Raw genomic sequence first — 16949 nt, forward strand, 5'->3', positions numbered from 1 at the left:
GGGGAACGCGGGGCGCGGGACGGTTCACGACGGACATCGACCACACCCCCTTTCCACCTCTCGGGCTGACCGGTTGATCATTCCACCGCCCGCGCCGAGCACACAACCCCGCTCGCGCAAGGAAGGGCCCCTTGTTAACAGCGAGGTGTTAACAAGGGGCCCTTCCTCTACCGCAGGCGTTAATGAGGGGCCCTTCCTTACGGGCCGACGAACACCGCCTTCGCGCGCCAGTCGACGCCGTCGACCGCCGGGCCGCTGCGCACCGTGAACGTCCCCGACGGAGCGCCGTTGGTCCAGTCGACGGCGGACAGGTCGCCGGTGCTCCGGTTCACCTTGTAGAGCGTGCCGCCGGCCACGAAGACCGCGCCCGTGTCGGCGAACCCGCTCGCCCCGGCCACCGTGAACCGGTCGGCGCCGACCACGCCGCTGTCCGGCGTGAACCAGCGCCAGAACAGGCCGTTCTGCCCGGTCAGCGTGTAGTAGAGCCGCCCGCCGGAGTAGAACATGCCGGTCACGTTCGGGATCTCGGCGTAGAAGCCGGTGGTCGCGCCGACGTACGTCTGCCCGGTCGGCCCGGAGTTGGTGATCACGGTGTCCCAGTACGGGTCGTGGTACGGGTCCACCAGCTCGGGCGTGCCGAACGTGGTGCCGTCGAACGTGCGCCGCCACAGCGCGCCGTCGTTGCCGTAGAACAGCGTCCCGCCGACCCAGAACGCGCTACGCGTGGCCGACCACACGGTCTCGTCCGGGTTCGCCACCGGGCTGGGCGTGCCGACGCCGGTCAGCCCGTCGTACGAGCGGACCTGCACCTCCTCGCCGGTGCCGGAAGGCGGAGGCCCGGTCTTGACGATCTCGACGGCGTCAACGAGCGGGTTCTCCTTGACATGGCGGAACTCGATGTCGACGGTGCCGTCGCTGGTGACGGTGAACTCCCGCATGGTGCCCACGTTGTGCCCGACGCTGGCGGACAGGTCCAGGTCGTCGAGGACGACGGTGCCGTCCAGCGCCACGTCGAAGACGCGGGTGTTCGGGGCGGAGGTGCCGTCGTACCGGTTGGCCAGGTAGAGCCGTACGTGCACCTCGGTGCCGGTGGGCACCGGGAACTGCCAGAGCATCTCCGCGCCGCCGGCCGGGTCGTAGCGCTCGTCGCTGTAGAGCGCGGCCGGGGTGCCGGCCGGCACGGTCGAGTCCAGGCTGCCGACCGTGTTGAAGCTGGAGGTCGAACTGCCGGTGTTGTGGTACGGGCTGGGGCTGGAACTGGTGTCGGCCGCCCAGTCCGGTCCGCCGTCGGTGGCCGCCACCACCGGGCCACCGGCGTTCACCCGGTACAGCACGTTCGTCGGCTTCGGCAGGCCGGCCTGGTACACGTTGCCGGGCAACGTGGCCGTGGTGGTCGGGTGCGGCGCCTTGCCGCCGGCCAACGGGAAGAACGCGATCCGCTCCCGGCGGTACTGGAAGTTGCCGATCCAGAGCGTGTCGCCGCCGACCCAGAGCCCGGACTCGGTGACGAGCATCTCGGACGCGCCGATCCCACGCGGGTGCCGGCCCGGGTTCCAGGACAGCGGCAGGCCGTTTACCGGGTCGAGCGCGGCGATGCTGGCCCGGCCGACCGCGCCGGCCCGGGCGTTGTCGGTGCCGGCGGTGTTGTTGAGCCAGCGGAGGTGCCCGCCGACGTAGACGGCCTGCTCGCTGATGCCGACGGACAGGAACGTGTCGCCGCCGCTGTAGTCGACCCAGGTCGGCTGGAGGTTGGCGCCGGTCGCGCCGGCCTCCCAGCGGGCCGCGGTGTCGCAGAGCGTCCCGCCGTACGGGGCGCCGGTGGTGACCACCACGAAGTAGCTGTTGTCCGGGGAGAACGCGACGTCGCGGACGTACGAGTCGAACGACTGCCACTTGCAGCGCGGCGTGTAACGGGCCGTGTTCCAGTCCGCGACGGTGGCGGCGGTGGCACCCAGGTCGATCTTGACGATCTGGTCGTGCAGCACCCCGTCGGCCTTCTTGAAGTTGCCGATGACGACGAGCTGTGTGCCGTCCGGGGAGACGGCGAGCTTCTCCGCGCCCACGCCGGCCTTGGCGCCGCTGACGCCGTCCCAGTTGTGGTTCTCGGTCAACGTCGTGGTGAGGTAGCCGTCGACCGCCCCGGTGGTGGCGTTGAGCGAGGCGAGCCCGCCGCGCGGGTTGGGGTTGCCGGCCGTGGTGAAGATGCCGCCGACCAGCAGCCGGTTGCCGACCAGCGCGATGTCCTTGACCAGCCCGTTGAACGCCGGCGGCGCGAAGCTGGTGACGACCGCCCCGGTGGCGACGTCGAGCAGGGCCACCTTGCGCCGGGTCACGCCGTTGACGGTGTTGAACTTGCCGGCCACGAAGACCGTGCCCGCCGTGGGACCGGCGACGACCGCCGTCACCTCGTTGTCGAGCGTGGGCGCGAACGCGGTGTCCACCTGACCGGTGGCCTTGTCGAAGGCGAGCAGGTAGTCGCGGGGGATGTCGACGTCGGAGTTGCGGTTCTGCACCCGGGTGAAGGAGCCACCCGCGATGATCTTCGTACCGGCGTCGTGGATCGCGTCGACCGAGCCGTCCTGGACGTCGGGCGAGGCGGCGGAGGGGACGGTGTGGACCACTGTGTCGTGGCCGGGCGCGGCGGCGGCCGCGGGCGTGGCCGGAGAGAGACCGGCTACGGTGAGGGCGCCGGCGGTGAGGACCGCGAGGAGACGGCGGCGGCGCGAGGCCGAGTGGTGGGTCACGGGCAGCTCCGGTGGGTGAGCAGGGTGAGGCGTCGCTGCGCTTACTCTCCGTTGATCAGCGGCTCCGCGTCCAGCGCGGGCGGCGCATTCTGCCCGACCACCGCGCCGCCGGAGCCGACCACCGTCCGGTCCGGCCAGGACAGCCGAGTCCGTCCGCACGAAAAGGTGAGGTGGCCTCACCGGCCGGGCGGGCCGGATCGGCGGTCAGGTGGCCGCCGCCGGGTCGGCCGACGGAAGCGTGACTGTCACCTCCAGGCCGCCGCCGGGCTGGGCGACCGCCTTGACCGTGCCGCCGTGCGCGTCGCTGACCGCCCGGACGATCGACAGGCCGAGACCGGAGCCGCGCGCGCCGGTGCGTTCCTGGCCGCCGCGCCGGAACGGCTCGAACAGCCCGGGTACGTCGGCCGGGGCGACCTCGAAGCCGGTGTTGCCCACCACCAGCCAGGACCGTTCCCCGTCGGTGCCGGTGCGGATCCAGATCCGGCCGTGCAGGTGGTTGTAGCGGACCGCGTTCTCCACCAGGTTGCCGGCGAGCCGGTCGAGCAGGCCGGGATCGCCGACCACCGGTGCCGGGCGCAGCGAGGTGTGCACCTTCAGGCCGATGCGCTCGACCTCCCGGGAGACGGCGGACAGCGCGTTGGCGGTGCCGATGGCGAGGTCCGACTCGGTACGCCGGGCCAGCCGCCGCCCGGTCTGCGCCTCGCTGCGCGCCAGCACGAGCAGCGCGTCGACCAGGCCGTTCGCGCGTTCGGAGGCGTCGCGCACCACGCCCGCCATGCGGCGGTACTCGGCGAGGTCGGCGTCGTCGTCGCTGAGCGTCACGTCGATTTCGGTACGCATCACCGCCAGCGGCGTACGCAGCTCGTGCGAGGCGTTCGCGACGAACCGCTTCTGCGTCTCGAACGCGCCGCTGATCCGGTCGAGCATGGCGTCGAACGTCTCGGCCAGCTCGGCCACCTCGTCGTCGGCGCCAAACCAGCCGATCCGCTCGTCCAGCGTGGCCTCGCCGAGCCGGCGGGCGGTCGCGGTGACCTGGTGCAGCGGGCGCAGCGCCCGGCCGGCCACCAGGTACGCCCCGGCCACCCCGACCATGCTGATCGCGACCAGCGCGAGCAGCCCCTTGACCAGCAGTTCCTGCGACGCTGCGTCGACCAGTTGCCGCTGCCACTGCCCGGCGTCGAGGCTGCGCCCGTCGCTGAGCACCACTGTGGTGCCGGGTAGCAGCTCGTCGGTGGGGCGCAGCGCGTCGCGGACCAGCAGCCAGGCCAGCAACACCAGGATCGCCCCGGCGCCGACCAGCAGCACGCCGTTGAGCAGGGTCAGCCGCAGCCGCAGCGTCGGCCGCACCCGGCGCGCAGTCCGCGTGGTCACTGCTGAACCCCGCCGATGCGGTATCCCGCGCCCACGACTGTGTCGATCAGCGGCGGGTCGCCGAGCTTCTTGCGCAGGGTCATCACCGTCACCCGGACGATCGTGGTGAACGGGTCGGTGTTGGCGTCCCAGACCCGCTCCAGCAGCTCCTCGCTGGACACCACGGCGCCGCGCGCCTTGAGCAGCTCGGCGAGCACGCCGAACTCCTTGTTCGTGAGGTCGAGCGGCACACCGCGCCGGCTCACCGCCCGGCGGGCCGGGTCGAGCACCAGGTCGGCCACCTCCAGCACCGGCGGCGCCGCCGGGGTGGCGCGGCGGCCGAGCGCCTGCACGCGGGCCACCAGCTCGTCGAACGCGAACGGCTTGGCCAGGTAGTCGTCGGCGCCGAGCTGCAACCCCTCCACCCGGTCGGCGACGGTGCCGCTGGCGGTCAGCATCAGCACCCGGGTCAGCGCGCCGGAGGAGGCCAGGTCGGCGCAGATCCGGTCGCCGTGCACGCCGGGCAGGTCGCGGTCCAGGATCACCACGTCGTAGCGGGTGACGAATGCCGCCTCGTGCCCGGCGTCGCCGTCGTAGGCGACGTCCACGGCCATCCCACGCTTGCGCAGCCCGCGCGCGATCGCGTCGGCGAGGTTGCGCTCGTCCTCGACCACCAGTACCCGCATCCCGGCCTCCCACCTCGTGACCCCTGACAACCTAGTGCGGCAGGCAAAACCGCACCGCCGGGGAGCGCGGTAGTCGCCCCGGACCGGCGCGGCACCGGCACGCGCCGCGCTCCACCTGCTGCCACCGGCCCCGGGTGGTGACTGAACGTCACTCCGGCGCGCTCATCGACACGTCACGCACCGTGATGAGCACTTGTGGAGGCCGGATGGAACGTCGGCGGAAGCAGAGCGCCATGAGCAGCAGAAACAGCGAGTCGGCCGGCACCACCAGAGACACCCCAGCGCGCCCTTTGCTCTGCAGCCACCGGCGCAACCGTCGCCCACCGTTACCGCCGCGCATAAGGCTGCAGAGCAAAGGGCGCGCGGGTGATGGTGCCGGGGGCGAGCTCCGGCCACGTTGGGTGACGGCGCGGCGCGACGGTCGGCCGCGCCCGGCGGCACGCGCCGCCGTTGCAGAAAACCTTCGTGTACGCGATGCTCGGCGGCGATGATCGACATGCGCAGCAGCCACAGGTCACGTCCACGCCGGGCGGGTCCCCGGTGACCGGCCGCGACGTCGCGTACCACCGGTTCCGCTTCCCGGCGGACCGGGACCGTGGTCACGCGGACGGGCTGCGTGCCGGGCCGGACGGTCTGACGCTCGACGGCGCGGCGGGCCGGGTCACGCACACCGACCCGCACTCCGGGACCACGGCCGAGTACGCCGCCGGCACCTGGACCTCCCCGGTGGCACCCGCCGGTTTCGCCGTCACCGAGCTGGTGCCCTCCTGGACCGCCGACACCCCGCCCGGCTGCTGGCTGCGCGTCGAGCTGCGCGGCTGGGCCGGCGGCACGGCCGCCACCGGCTGGTACGACCTGGGCCACTGGGCCGCCGACGACAGCGCGGTGCACCGTGCCTCCGTACCCGGGCAGGAGGACGACCGGGCACGGGTCGCCGCCGACACGCTGCGGGTGACCGGCACGACGGTGACCGGCTGGCAGGCCCGCGTGACGATGCACCGCCGGCTCGACGCGCCCGCCGGCCCGGTGCTGCGCACGGTGGGCGTGGTCGCCTCGACCGACCCGCCCCGCGGCGCGGAGGCGGCCGGCGGCGGGGCGGACGGCGCGTGGGGACGGGTGCTGGAGGTGCCGCGCTACGCGCAGCGGCTGCACGCCGCCGGGGAGACCCGCTGGGGTGGCGGCGGCGACTCCTGGTGCAGCCCCACCTGCGTGTCGATGGTGCTCGACTACTGGGGTGCCGGCCCCACCCCGGACCGGTACGCCTGGGTGGCGCCGCCCGGCCCCCGCCCGCAGGTGGTGCACGCCGCCCGGCACTGCTACGACCACGCCTTCGGCGGGCCGGGCAACTGGCCGTTCAACACGGCGTACGCGGCCACGCACGGGGTAGACGCCTTCGTCACCCGGCTGCGCTCGCTGGCCGAGGCGGAACGGTTCGTGGCCGCCGGCATCCCGCTGATCGTCTCGGCCGCGTTCACCGCCGGCCAGGTGCCCGGGCTGGACTACGACACCCGGGGACACCTCATGGTGCTGGCCGGCTTCACCGCCGACGGCGACCCGGTGCTCAACGACCCGTACGCGCCGGACGACGAGCGGGTCCGCCGCACCGTGCCGCGCGAACCGTTCGAGAGCGCCTGGCAGGCGGGCAGCGGCGGGGTCGCGTACGTGCTGCGGCCGGAGTCGACGCCGCTGCCGCCGCCACCGGCACAGGCCAACTGGTGATCAGCGGCCGACCGGCCAGATCACCATGCCACCGGTCGGTCGCAGGCACACCAGCGCGGTACCCGTGTCCGCGCACTCGGACCAGGCACCCGGCAGGATCCCCCGGATCCGCACCTGGCCGGCCGCCACGTCCAGCGCGCCGACGAGCGTCCGGTCCTCGGTGAGCGTGCGCAGTCCGATCAGCGGCGCGGACGGCAGGTCGTTGCCGGAGACGCGCCAGCGGCCCAGCCGGGCCAGCACCCGGCCGGTCGGCGGGTCCAGCGCCGACAGTTCCAGCTCCTCCCCCACCCCGCGCTCGGCCGCGATCAGCCGGTCGCCGACCGGGCCCAGCCCGAGCCAGCGCTCGTCCGACCAGGCCGGACGGCCGGTGGCCGGGTCGAGTGCCTGCGCACCGCCCACCTGGTTCCGCAGGCACACCATCCCGGCGCATTCGGCGAACCAGAGCCCGGCACGGGAGCCGACCGGCACGCTCCACCGCTCGTCGAGCCGGTCCAGCCCGTACGCGGTGACCGAGCCCTGGGCGTCCTCGACCAGCAGGAGATCGGCCACCACCTGCGCGTACCGGTAGGCGGCGCGGTCGGCAACGGACGCCACCCGGCCGGTGTGCGCGACCGCGCCGGAGTCCGCGTCGTACACGGTCACCCGGCCCTGCGGGGTGACCAGGACGAGCTGCGTCACCCCGTGGTCGTCGCGGCGGTAACCCACCTCCTGGCCCGGCACGGGCAGCGTCCACCGCACCGCGCCGGAGGCCGGGTCCACGGCCCGCACGGTGCCCGCGCCCGGTGGGCGCGGATTCTCCAGCAGCAGCCCACCGGACGCGGTCCGCACCGGGTAGCCGGGATGCCGCCAGCGCAGTGTGCCGGTGGCCGGGTCGAGCATGGCCGACACCGAGTCGCCGTCCCCGGCCGGGCTGCTCGTCACCAGCAGCCCTCCGCCCACGGCGGTGAGCCCGAGCACGTGGTCCCCGGCGGTCAGCGCGAACCGCCAGACGGGTTCCCCGCTGGACAGCCGGTGCGCGACGACCACCCGTCCACCGGGGCCGATCGCGGCCGGGCCGTCGGCCACCACAACCCGGTCGGGCAGGATCACGAACGCGGCGCCCTGCGGGGCGGGCACCCGGATCGGCTCGGCCCGGCGCGGCGGCCCGGCGGCGGCGGTCACCACCAGCAGCACCAGGAAGCCGAGGAGCGCCACTCGCGCCGTGGGCCCCGGCGGCCGGCGCGGCGGCGCGACGACCGGCTCGTCGGCGGACTCCCCGTGCCGCATCTCCCCCAGATCGATGACGGTCACGACCATCCTCTCCCGCGCGCCGGGCCGCCGCCCGGCCGTGACCGGACATGTGACGAACCGCCTGTACGATGGCGCGTCGTGGCCGTGCCCGTGGTGGACCCCTCGTTGAACCCCTCGTCCGTCGAGACGGACGCCGTCGTGGCCGATCCGCCGCGCCGCGCCCGTCGCCGGCCGGCCCGCGCCGACATACTGGCCATCGGAGCCTATGTGTTGCTCGGTGTCCTCGTCTGCCTCAACTATTGGGGCGACGTCGAGAACCGGGTCTCCTCGCACCTGCCCACCGACCACAGTTGGTTCGAGTGGCTGTTCGCGCACGGCGCGTACTCCGTGCAGCACCTCGAGAACCCGCTGTTCACCACCCGGCAGAACGCGCCGGACGGGGTGAACATGATGGCGAACACCTCGCTGCTCGGGGTGACGTTGCCGCTGGCGCCGCTGACGCTGCTGCTCGGCCCGCAGGTGATGTACGCGCTCTACCTGGGCGCGGCGCTGTCCGCGACCGCCGCCACGTCGTACTGGGTGCTGTCGCGGCACCTGGTCCGCTCCCGGGCCGGGGCGTTCGTCGGCGGCGCGTTCCTCGGTTTCGCGCCGGGCATCGTGCACCACGCCAACGGGCAGCCCAACTTCGTGTCGAACTTCCTGCTGCCGCTGATCGTGGCCCGGGTGCTGCGGCTGGGCGAGCCGGGCCGCTGGCGGCGCAACGGGCTCGCGCTCGGGCTGCTGGTCGCGTACCAGATCTTCATCAACGAGGAGATGCTGCTGCTCACCGCGCTGGCCTGCCTGGTCGTGGTGGTGGTGTACGCGGTGCAGCGGCCCCGCGCGGCCCGGGAGCGGGCCGGGTCGTTCCTGGCCGCACTCGGTCTCGGCGGCGGGCTGGCGCTGCTGCTGACGGCGTACCCGATCTGGTTCCAGTTCAACGGCCCGCAGTCCTACCGGGGGTTGCAGGGCGGTGTCTTCCACAACTGGGGCGAGGACCTGGTCGCGTTCGTCACGTTCGCCCGGGACACGATCGCCGGCGACGAGGCGGTGGAGAAGACCATCGGTCTGACCGAGCAGAACACCTGGTTCGGCTGGCCGCTGGTGCTGGTGGCGCTGGCCGCGCTGGTGCTGCTGGTCCGCCGGTCGGTGCCGGCCCGGATCCTGGCCGTGCTGGTGGTGGTGTTCACGATCGCCTCGATCGGCCCGGTCGTACGGTTCAACGGCGCGGAGACCGACATCGACGGGCCGTGGGCGTACGTGCCGGACGACCTGCCGCTGGTCGAGATGATGATGCCGACGCGGTTGAGCCTGGTCGTGGTGGCCGCCGTGGGCGTGCTGCTCGCCCTGGCGTGGGACACGCTGGCCGGGGCCGGCCGCCCGCCGGTGCCCGCCCCCCGCGCCGCCGCCGACGACGCGGCCGACGGCGACGACGGGACGGCCGCGCGCGACAAGCGTCGCCGGGTGCTTCGCCTGGCCGGGCTCGTCGCCATCGCCGCCGCCGTGGTGCCGCTGATCCCGCGTCCGCTGCCGGCGGAGCGGATCGACCCGCCGCCGCACTTCATCACCGCGGGCGGATGGCGGCCGTACGTGCCGGAGGGCCGCACGCTGGTGCCGGTGCCGATCCCCAGCAACGTGCACGGGCTGCACACGCTGCGCTGGAGCGCGCTGACCGGGCACGAGTTCCCGATCCCGGGTGGCTACTTCATCGGCCCGAACGAACGTGGCGAGGGTGTCTTCGGTGCCCCGAACCGCCCCACCAGCACGCTCATCTACTCCACGATGGACGCCAACGAGGTGCCGGAGATCACCGAGGAGAACCGCCGCCAGGCCGTGGACGACCTGCGTTTCTGGCGTGCCTCGGTGGTGGTGCTCGGTGCCGGCCCGCGCGAGGCGGTGCTGCGTGACCTGATGGCCGAGCTGCTCGGCCCGCCGCAGCGGGTCGACGACGTGTGGATCTGGGACGTGCGCGACCGGTGGTGACCCTGCCGGTCAGCCGGCGAGCGGGCGGACGTCCCACAGGTGCCCGCCCGGCACGTCCCGGCCGGGGCCGACCAGCGCGTCAACAGTGGCGCGGACCGGGTCACCGGGTGTCGAGTCGGCCTGCACCAGCGCCGCCGCCCGCCAGTGCCGCAGGTCGTCGACCGCCTGCCGGCGTTCCGCCTCGCCGACCGGCGGCACCCGGCCGGTCTCGGCGGCCCGGCGCAGCAGCAGCGACGTGGGCCGGTCCGGCGCGCCCCAGCGGGCGGCCTCGTCGGTGGCCGAGCGCGGGCCGATGAAATAGCCTCCGGGCGCGTCGAACGCCAGCCCGGTGCGCGCCGACCAGAACATGGCGGGGCTGACCGCCGCACCGGTCACCGGCGGCACCGGCACCAGCGTCCGGCCCGGTGGCACGTACTCCCGCCAGCCGCCGCCGGACACCACAGCCGGGACCGGCGCGACCGGCACCGTGCGGATCGGCGTCGGCGCCAGCGGCAGCAGCGCCGCGGCGACCGCGCCGGCCCACGGCGCCCAGGTGCGCACGCCGCCACCCCGGACCCGGTCCACTGCGAGCGCCAGCAGAACCCCGAGCACCGGTACGCAGACCAGCGCGAACCGCGCCGGCACCACCAGGTCCAGCAGCGGCACCCCGGCGAGCAGGCGGTACGGGCCGGGCAGCCCGGTGTCGTGCCGGTTCACCACCACGCTCGTGCCGAGCGACAGCAGCGCGAACAGCAGGCCGCACACGGCGAGCGCGCGCACCAGCGGCCGTCGCCACAGCCGCACCACCACGAGTACGGCGAGCAGCGGCAGGAACGGCCCGAAGAACGAGTTCTGCTCGGTCGGGTTCGGCGACAGCAGCCCGGCCCGGTGGGCGTCCCCGGCGACCGTCTGCCGGGCGGTGGCGGCGAACGAGACCACGTCCAGCCGGTAGCCCTCGGTGTGGAACGGCATCCCCCGGTAGTGGCCCGGCCCGGCGAACTGGAACCACAGCGGGTACGCCAGCAGCACGCCCGCGACCAGCGCGCCGATGCCCAGCCGGCGGGCCACCACCGGCGCCAGCCGGCGCGCGGCGGCCCGGTCGGCGAGCGCGTACGCCCCGGCGAACACCCCGGCGGCCAGCGCCAGGAAGACCAGCACCTCCTCGCCGAGGAACACCTGGTACGCGACTGCGAGCCCGAGCAGCACGCCGTCGCGCCGGACCCGGCCGGTGGCGGGCCGGAACACCAGCGCGAGGATCACCGGCACCAGGAACTGTGCGGCCATGTGCAGGTGCGCCCCGGCCTGCGCCACCATGCCCGGGGCGAAGCCGCAGAACAGGCCACCCACCGCGGCTGCGGCCCGGGAGCGGACCAGCCGGCGGGCGAGCAGCGCGTACCAGGCGGTGGCGGTGCCGGCGAGGCTGAGCGTCACGGCGACGAGGAAGGCCGCCTGGGAGCCGAAGACGACGGTGACCGGGGTGAGCGGCACGCCCAGCCCGAGCACCGAGGTGTTCGCCATCAGGTTCACGCCGTCCGGGGCGTTCAGCGCGCCGCTGGCGAGCGGGTTCTCGCCGCCGGTGACCGCGCGGGCGGCCCGGGCCAGCATCCACTCGAACAGCATCTGGTCGCCGGCCTGGTGGAACAGCCGTTCCGGCCGGCGCCACTGGCCGGTGGTGAGCAGCACGGCGAGACCGAGATAGCCGGCCACCACCAGCGCGTCGACCGGGCGGGGCCGGCGACGGCGGGGCGCGAGGGCGGGGAACGCCGGTTCGGTCAGGCGGACCGGCTGGTCAGTTTCCGCACGTCCCACAGCCACACGTCCAGCTCCTGCCGGCCGGGGCCGACCAACTGCTCCACGGTCCGGCGCAGCGGCTCGGCGTTCTGCTCGTCGCGCGGCAGCACCACCAGCGCCGCGTTCCAGTGCCGCAGCTCGTCCAGGTAGCGGCGGCGCTGCCGGTCGTCCAGCTTCGGCGTACGGCCGGTGGAGGACACCTCGCGCAGCATCTCGCCGATGCCGCTGGGCCGGCCGCCGAAGCGCCCGGGGTCGCCGGTGACGCCGTTACGCGGCGCGAGGAAGTAGCCGCCGGGGATCTTGAAGTCGAGGTTGGTGCTGGCCGCCCAGCGCATCGGGTCGGTGTTGCCCATCGCGGGCACCGGCACGGAGACGAGCGTCTGGTCGGGTCCGACGTACTTACGCCACCTGTCGGCGGTGATGAACTCCGGCACCGGCTCCCGCGTGGTGACCCGCAACGGCATCGGCGCGATCGGCAGCAGCGCCAGGACCAGGCCGGCGACGGTGAGCTTGCGGGCGGTCCGCCGGTCCACGCCGCGCAGCGCCCACAGGCGCCGGACCGCGTACCCGAGCAGGATCGCCACCGTCACGCCGGTGATCAGGCCGAAGCGGGTCGGCACCACGGCGTCGAGCAGCGGCAGCCGCACCAGCAGCTCCCACGGGCCGGTGGCGATCTCCCGGTCCCACCAGGAGATCCGCTCGCCGAGGGAGAGCACGGCGAAGAACAGCCCGGTGGCGGCGAGCGCGCGGACGATCGCGTCCCGCCGCAGCCACACCACGATGCCCACGACGAGCAGCGACAGGCTCCAGCCGAAGAACGCGTTCTCCTCGGAGTAGTTCGGCGCGAGGTTGACGTTCGCGCGTTCGTTGCCGCCGAAGGTGGGCGAGCCGGGCGCGAAGAACGCGGCGATGTCGTTGCCGTAGTCGCGCACCGCGTCGCTGAGCCCGTGGTACGCCATCGGCCCGGCGAACTGCACCCACAGCGGGTACGCCAGCAGCGCCCCGGCCAGCGCCGCGCAGACCGCCAGCCCGGCGCCGAGCGGCCGCCACGCGGCGGCCCACCGCTCGCGCTGCTGCACCACCACGGCGATCAGGAACACGCCCAGGCCCATCGCGGTGAAGAGCAGGATCTCCTCGTTGATGAACGCCTGCACGGTGACCAGCAGCGCCAGCAGCACGCCGTCGCGGACCGGCCGGGCCGAGCGGATCAGCACCAGCACCCGCCACACGATGAACGGCAGCAGGAACTGGCTGATGATGTTCGGGTGCCAGTTGGCGTGCGACAGCATGGCCGGGGAGAACCCGCAGAACCAGGCCGCCACGGCGGCGGCCGGGCGGTGCCGGATCAGGTGCCGGGACAGCACCCGGTACCAGGCGGCGGCGGTGCCGGCCAGGCCGAGCGTGACCAGCGTGACGAAGGAGACCGCCGGTCCGAACAGGAGGGTCACCGGCACCATCGGGATGCCCAGCGCCAGGATGGCGGTGTTCGCCATCAGGTTGACGCCGTCGGGGTAGTTGAACTGCTCGGTGAAGAACGGGAACTCGCCGTGCAGCACCACCCGCACCGAGTGGGCCAGGAAGAACTGCACCTGCGCCGGGTCGCTGCTGTAGAGCGCGGCGACCCGTCCGGCCGGGTCGACCCAGATGCCGCTGGTCACCCAGATCGCGGCGAGCAGGAATCCGCCGTACACGAGGAGGTCGATCCGGCGGCGCGTCCACCGCCACCGGCGCTCGCGCCGCGCGCCCGGCGTGGCCGGCGCCTCGGGCTCGGTCGCCGCCTCCGGCTCGGCCGGCGCGTCGGCGACGGTCACCGGGCGTGCTTCCAAAGTGACGGCACGGTGGCCCGTCGGGGCGGCGGCGTCCGGCGTCGAGGCGCCGCGGGTCTCGGCAGGCGTCACAGTCGGCGGAGTCTACCGGAGCCGGATATTGATACCCGAATCGCCCGTCACGTTCCGCAGTGGCCGATCGGCCGAAAGGGTGAGCCAGGCGCGGCCGGGTGACCGGCCGTCTCGTACCATGTGGGCTTCCGACCGACGACCGGCGAGGGGATCAGGGTGTTTTCAGCCCGCCGAGGCGCTACGACGGGCACCACGCTGGCAGCTCTGCTGCTGGTCACCGCCGGTTGCGGGCCGGTCGCCGAGCGGCGGCCGACGGACCTGCGGGTCGGCTACGACAGCCTGGACGGCACCCTCGCGGTCTGGCCGCCACGCGGCAGCCTGGCCGGCGACGCCGACGCCACCGCCGCGATCACCACAGCGGTACGTGACTGGCGCTCCCCGGTGGACGACCGGGTGCACGTGCCCACCTCCGGCATCCTCTTCTCCGGTCAGGTGGCCGGGTCGGCGCTCGCGCTGGTCGCCGCCGACGTGCCCGGCGAGGCCGCCTCCTGGCTGCTGCAACTCGACCGGGACGGGCAGCGCTGGCGGGTCGCCCACGCCACCGAGTACACCGACCGCGGCTACCTGGTCTACTCCGACGTGCTGCCGGTGCGGGAGCCGTCCGGCCGCCGTTACCTCACCTCGGCCCGCGTCGAGCGCCTGGCCGGCCCGGACGGCAAGGTGCTCGGCAGCACCGACGGCGTCACCGACCCGGTCGCCGTACCGGAGTGCCGGGCCGTCGAGCTGACCGCGACGCTGCGACCCACGACGTCGCTGCCGCGCGGCCTGGCCGCGGACCGCGTCCTCGACCTGGGTACGGCCACCGAAGCGCCCCGCTACCCCCTGGTACGCGACGAGACGGGCGCCGGCAGGCGCGCGCTGACCGGGTTGGACACCTGCGTGCTCGCCGGCGAACGGGGACCGTTCGGCAGCGTGCCGCGGCGCATCGGCGACCGCGACGCGCCCCGATCCGCGCCGGAGTCCTGGCCGATGGCGAAGATCACCACGCGTTCACTCGGCTCGGTGGCTCTCGGTGAGGGCGAGCCGGGCGAGCTGGAGCAGCTCAGCTGGGAGACCTCGGGCGGGACGATGACGGCTGTGGTCTACCGCCCGGCCGACGGCGGCACCCCGGTGGTCTCCCCCGCCGACCGGTCCACCACGCTTCAGGCGTACCACCTGCCGATGCCGGGCCGCCCGCTGGCGGTGCTGTCCTGGCGTACCCGGGACGTCTCGTTCTCCGCTCCGCCCGGCACGACGCGCCTGGTCGACCGTCCCGGCCTGGTGGTCGTCGAGCACACCGACGCCAGGCAGACGTTCAGCCTGGCCGGCACCGAGAAAACCTGGTACCGCTCCCTCCCCACCCCCTGACCCTCTCCCCCGCCCGCTCCGGTGATCAAGGAGTTCGTGTCCCCCGAAGGACTCCTCGAGCACCCAAACTCCTTGGTCAACAGCGCGAGGTCGACCGGTGCGGCGATCTTGCGGTTGCGGCCCTCCCTTATCGGGCGAAGCCGACATCAGGAGGGCCGCAAGTGCAAGATCAACGCAGCGGGGCGGGTCAGCTCTGGGCTCGGGCTCCGTTGGGGGCGGGGTCGACCGGGGCGGCGTCCAGGCCGGAGATCCAGCCGGTGACGTCGCGGGCCACGTCCTGCGCGGTCAGCCGCAGGTCGGCCAGGATCTGCGCGCGGCTGCCGTGCGGGTGCCAGTCGGCCGGTACGCCCAGGTCCTTGACCGGGACCCGGACGTCGGCGTCGCGCATCGCCTGGGCCAGCGCGGAACCGACGCCGCCGATGCGCACGCCGTCCTCCACTGTCACCACGAGCCGGTGCGCGGACGCCAGCTCGACCAGTTCGGCCGGCACCGGGCGCACCCAGCGCGGGTCGACCACGGTCACGCCGTAGCCCTGCTCGGCGACCCGGGCGGCGACCTCCACGCCGAGGCCGGCGAACGAGCCGACCGCTACCAGCAGCACGTCGGTACGCGCCGACTCGGCCAGCACGTCGACCGGGCCGACCCGGCGTACGGCCGGCAGGTCGGCGGCGACGGTGCCGGTCGGGAAGCGCAGGATGGTCGGGCCGTCGTCGACGGCGACCGCCTCGCGCAGCTCCTCACGCAGCGTGGCCGAGTCGCGGGGCGCGGCGATGCGCAGGCCGGGCACCACGCCGAAGACCGACATGTCCCAGATGCCGTAGTGGCTGGGCCCGTCCGGGCCGGTGATGCCGGCCCGGTCCAGCACGAACGTGACGGGCAGCTTGTGCATGGCCACGTCCAGCAGGACCTGGTCGAAGGCGCGGTTGAGGAACGTGGCGTAGACCGCGACGACCGGGTGCAGCCCGCCCATCGCGAGGCCGGCGGCGGAGGTGGCCGCGTGCTGCTCGGCGATGCCCACGTCGTACACCCGCTCCGGGTACTTGCGGGCGAGCGTGGCGATGCCGGTGGGCTCGGCCATGGCGGCGGTGATGCCGACCACGTCGGGGCGCTCGTCGGCGATCGCGACCAGCTCGTCGGCGAAGACGTTCGTCCACTTCACCGACGGCACGGCGAGCAGCTTGCCGGTCTCGGCGTCGAACGCGCCGGGGCCGTGCAGGCAGTCGGCCTCGTCATCCTCGGCCGGGCGGTAGCCGTAGCCCTTGCGGGTGACCGCGTGCACGATCACCGGGCCGCCGAAGTTCTTCGCGGCGCGCAGCGCGGCCTCGACGGCCGGCACGTCGTGGCCGTCGACCGGGCCGACGTACTTGATGCCGAGGTCCTCGAACATGGCCTGCGGGGCGACCGCGTCCTTGATGCCCTTCTTGACCGCGTGCAGCACCTCGTACATCGGCTTGCCGACGAACGGGGTGTTGCCCAGCGCGTCCTTGACCGTGTCGAGCACCTTCTCGTAGCCGGGGTTGAGCCGCAGCGACGACAGATGGTCGGCGAGGCCGCCGATGGTCGGCGAGTAGGACCGGCCGTTGTCGTTTACGACGATCACCAGCGGGTTGCCGGCGGTGGCGATGTTGTTCAGCGCCTCCCAGCACATGCCGCCGGTGAGTGCGCCGTCGCCGACCACGGCGACCACCGAGCGCTTCTCGCCGCGCAGCGCGTACGCCTTGGCCAGCCCGTCGGCGTACGACAGGGCGGTGGAGGCGTGCGAGTTCTCGATCAGGTCGTGCTCGCTCTCCGCCTGGCTGGGGTAGCCGGAGAGGCCACCGCGCTGGCGGAGCTTGTCGAAGCCCTCCTGCCGGCCGGTGAGGATCTTGTGCACGTAGGCCTGGTGGCCGGTGTCGAAGAGGAGCCGGTCGCGCGGGGAGTCGAAGACCCGGTGCATCGCCAGGGTCAGCTCGACCACACCGAGGTTGGGGCCGACGTGGCCGCCGGTGCGGGAGACCTTGGCGATCAGGAAGTCACGGATCTCGGCGGCGAGGATGTCCAGCTGCTCGGCGGTCATCCGCTTCACGTCCTGCGGGCCGTGGACGGTGCCCAGCAGCCGACCGTGGTTGGCCGTGCCCTCTTCAACACTCATGACCGGAGAGTCTATCGGCCGCTGAACAGTCCGCAGCTCGGCCGTGCATCGACCC

At 73.8% G+C, this 16949-nt stretch carries 11 protein-coding genes; 3 read left to right on the plus strand and 8 right to left on the minus strand.

The genetic code is table 11. The features are described 5' to 3' along the window. Positions 1-197: 197 nt before the first annotated feature. The 4 genes from AB0C17_RS00435 to AB0C17_RS00450 form a co-directional block, all read right to left on the minus strand. On the minus strand, positions 198-2744 hold the full coding sequence (locus AB0C17_RS00435) for a malectin domain-containing carbohydrate-binding protein (protein ID WP_357467469.1): 2547 nt from the start codon (positions 2742-2744) through the stop codon (positions 198-200). A gap of 204 nt (positions 2745-2948) precedes the next feature. Beyond that, a complete protein-coding gene (locus tag AB0C17_RS00440) occupies positions 2949-4091 on the minus strand; it encodes a HAMP domain-containing sensor histidine kinase (protein WP_357476406.1) in 1143 nt (380 codons plus the stop codon). 20 nt (positions 4092-4111) lie between these two features. Beyond that, complete coding sequence (locus AB0C17_RS00445; RefSeq protein ID WP_357382684.1) at positions 4112-4780, minus strand: response regulator transcription factor; 669 nt, start codon at positions 4778-4780, stop codon at positions 4112-4114. Positions 4781-4928: 148 nt separating this feature from the next. Next, entirely contained in the window at positions 4929-5057 is a 129-nt protein-coding gene (locus AB0C17_RS00450) for a hypothetical protein (protein WP_357476123.1), read from the minus strand. A 173-nt stretch (positions 5058-5230) separates the two neighbouring features. Here AB0C17_RS00450 and AB0C17_RS00455 point away from each other — a divergent pair, with 173 nt between their 5' ends. After that, complete coding sequence (locus AB0C17_RS00455; protein WP_357476125.1) at positions 5231-6499, plus strand: peptidase C39 family protein; 1269 nt, start codon at positions 5231-5233, stop codon at positions 6497-6499. Here AB0C17_RS00455 and AB0C17_RS00460 read toward each other — a convergent pair whose 3' ends face one another. Continuing rightward, positions 6500-7795: a PQQ-binding-like beta-propeller repeat protein gene (locus tag AB0C17_RS00460; protein WP_357476127.1), complete on the minus strand. Its 1296-nt coding sequence runs from the start codon at positions 7793-7795 to the stop codon at positions 6500-6502. 99 nt (positions 7796-7894) lie between these two features. On the opposite strand from AB0C17_RS00460, the gene AB0C17_RS00465 reads away from it, so the two are divergent. After that, entirely contained in the window at positions 7895-9748 is a 1854-nt protein-coding gene (locus AB0C17_RS00465) for a hypothetical protein (RefSeq protein ID WP_357467577.1), read from the plus strand. A 9-nt stretch (positions 9749-9757) separates the two neighbouring features. Here the strand turns inward: AB0C17_RS00465 and AB0C17_RS00470 are convergent, their stop codons facing one another. Together AB0C17_RS00470 and AB0C17_RS00475 are read right to left on the minus strand one after the other, a co-directional pair. After that, positions 9758-11542 (minus strand): hypothetical protein, encoded by a 1785-nt coding sequence (locus AB0C17_RS00470; RefSeq protein ID WP_357382678.1) that lies wholly within the window; start codon positions 11540-11542, stop codon positions 9758-9760. Further along, positions 11500-13416, minus strand: coding sequence for a hypothetical protein (locus tag AB0C17_RS00475; protein WP_357382676.1), 1917 nt, complete (start codon positions 13414-13416; stop codon positions 11500-11502). The genes AB0C17_RS00470 and AB0C17_RS00475 overlap by 43 nt, the downstream gene beginning before the upstream one ends. Before the next feature lie 156 nt (positions 13417-13572). Between AB0C17_RS00475 and AB0C17_RS00480 the strand changes: the two genes are divergently transcribed. Further along, on the plus strand, positions 13573-14763 hold the full coding sequence (locus tag AB0C17_RS00480; RefSeq protein WP_357382674.1) for a hypothetical protein: 1191 nt from the start codon (positions 13573-13575) through the stop codon (positions 14761-14763). A 187-nt stretch (positions 14764-14950) separates the two neighbouring features. Here the strand turns inward: AB0C17_RS00480 and dxs are convergent, their stop codons facing one another. Continuing rightward, the gene (dxs, locus tag AB0C17_RS00485; protein ID WP_357382672.1) at positions 14951-16894 is read right to left on the minus strand and encodes a 1-deoxy-D-xylulose-5-phosphate synthase; all 1944 of its coding nucleotides are present in this window, start codon (positions 16892-16894) and stop codon (positions 14951-14953) included. Positions 16895-16949 lie beyond the last annotated feature (55 nt).

The sequence above is a fragment of the Micromonospora sp. NPDC048887 genome, assembly GCF_040649715.1.
GTDB lineage: Bacteria > Actinomycetota > Actinomycetes > Mycobacteriales > Micromonosporaceae > Micromonospora.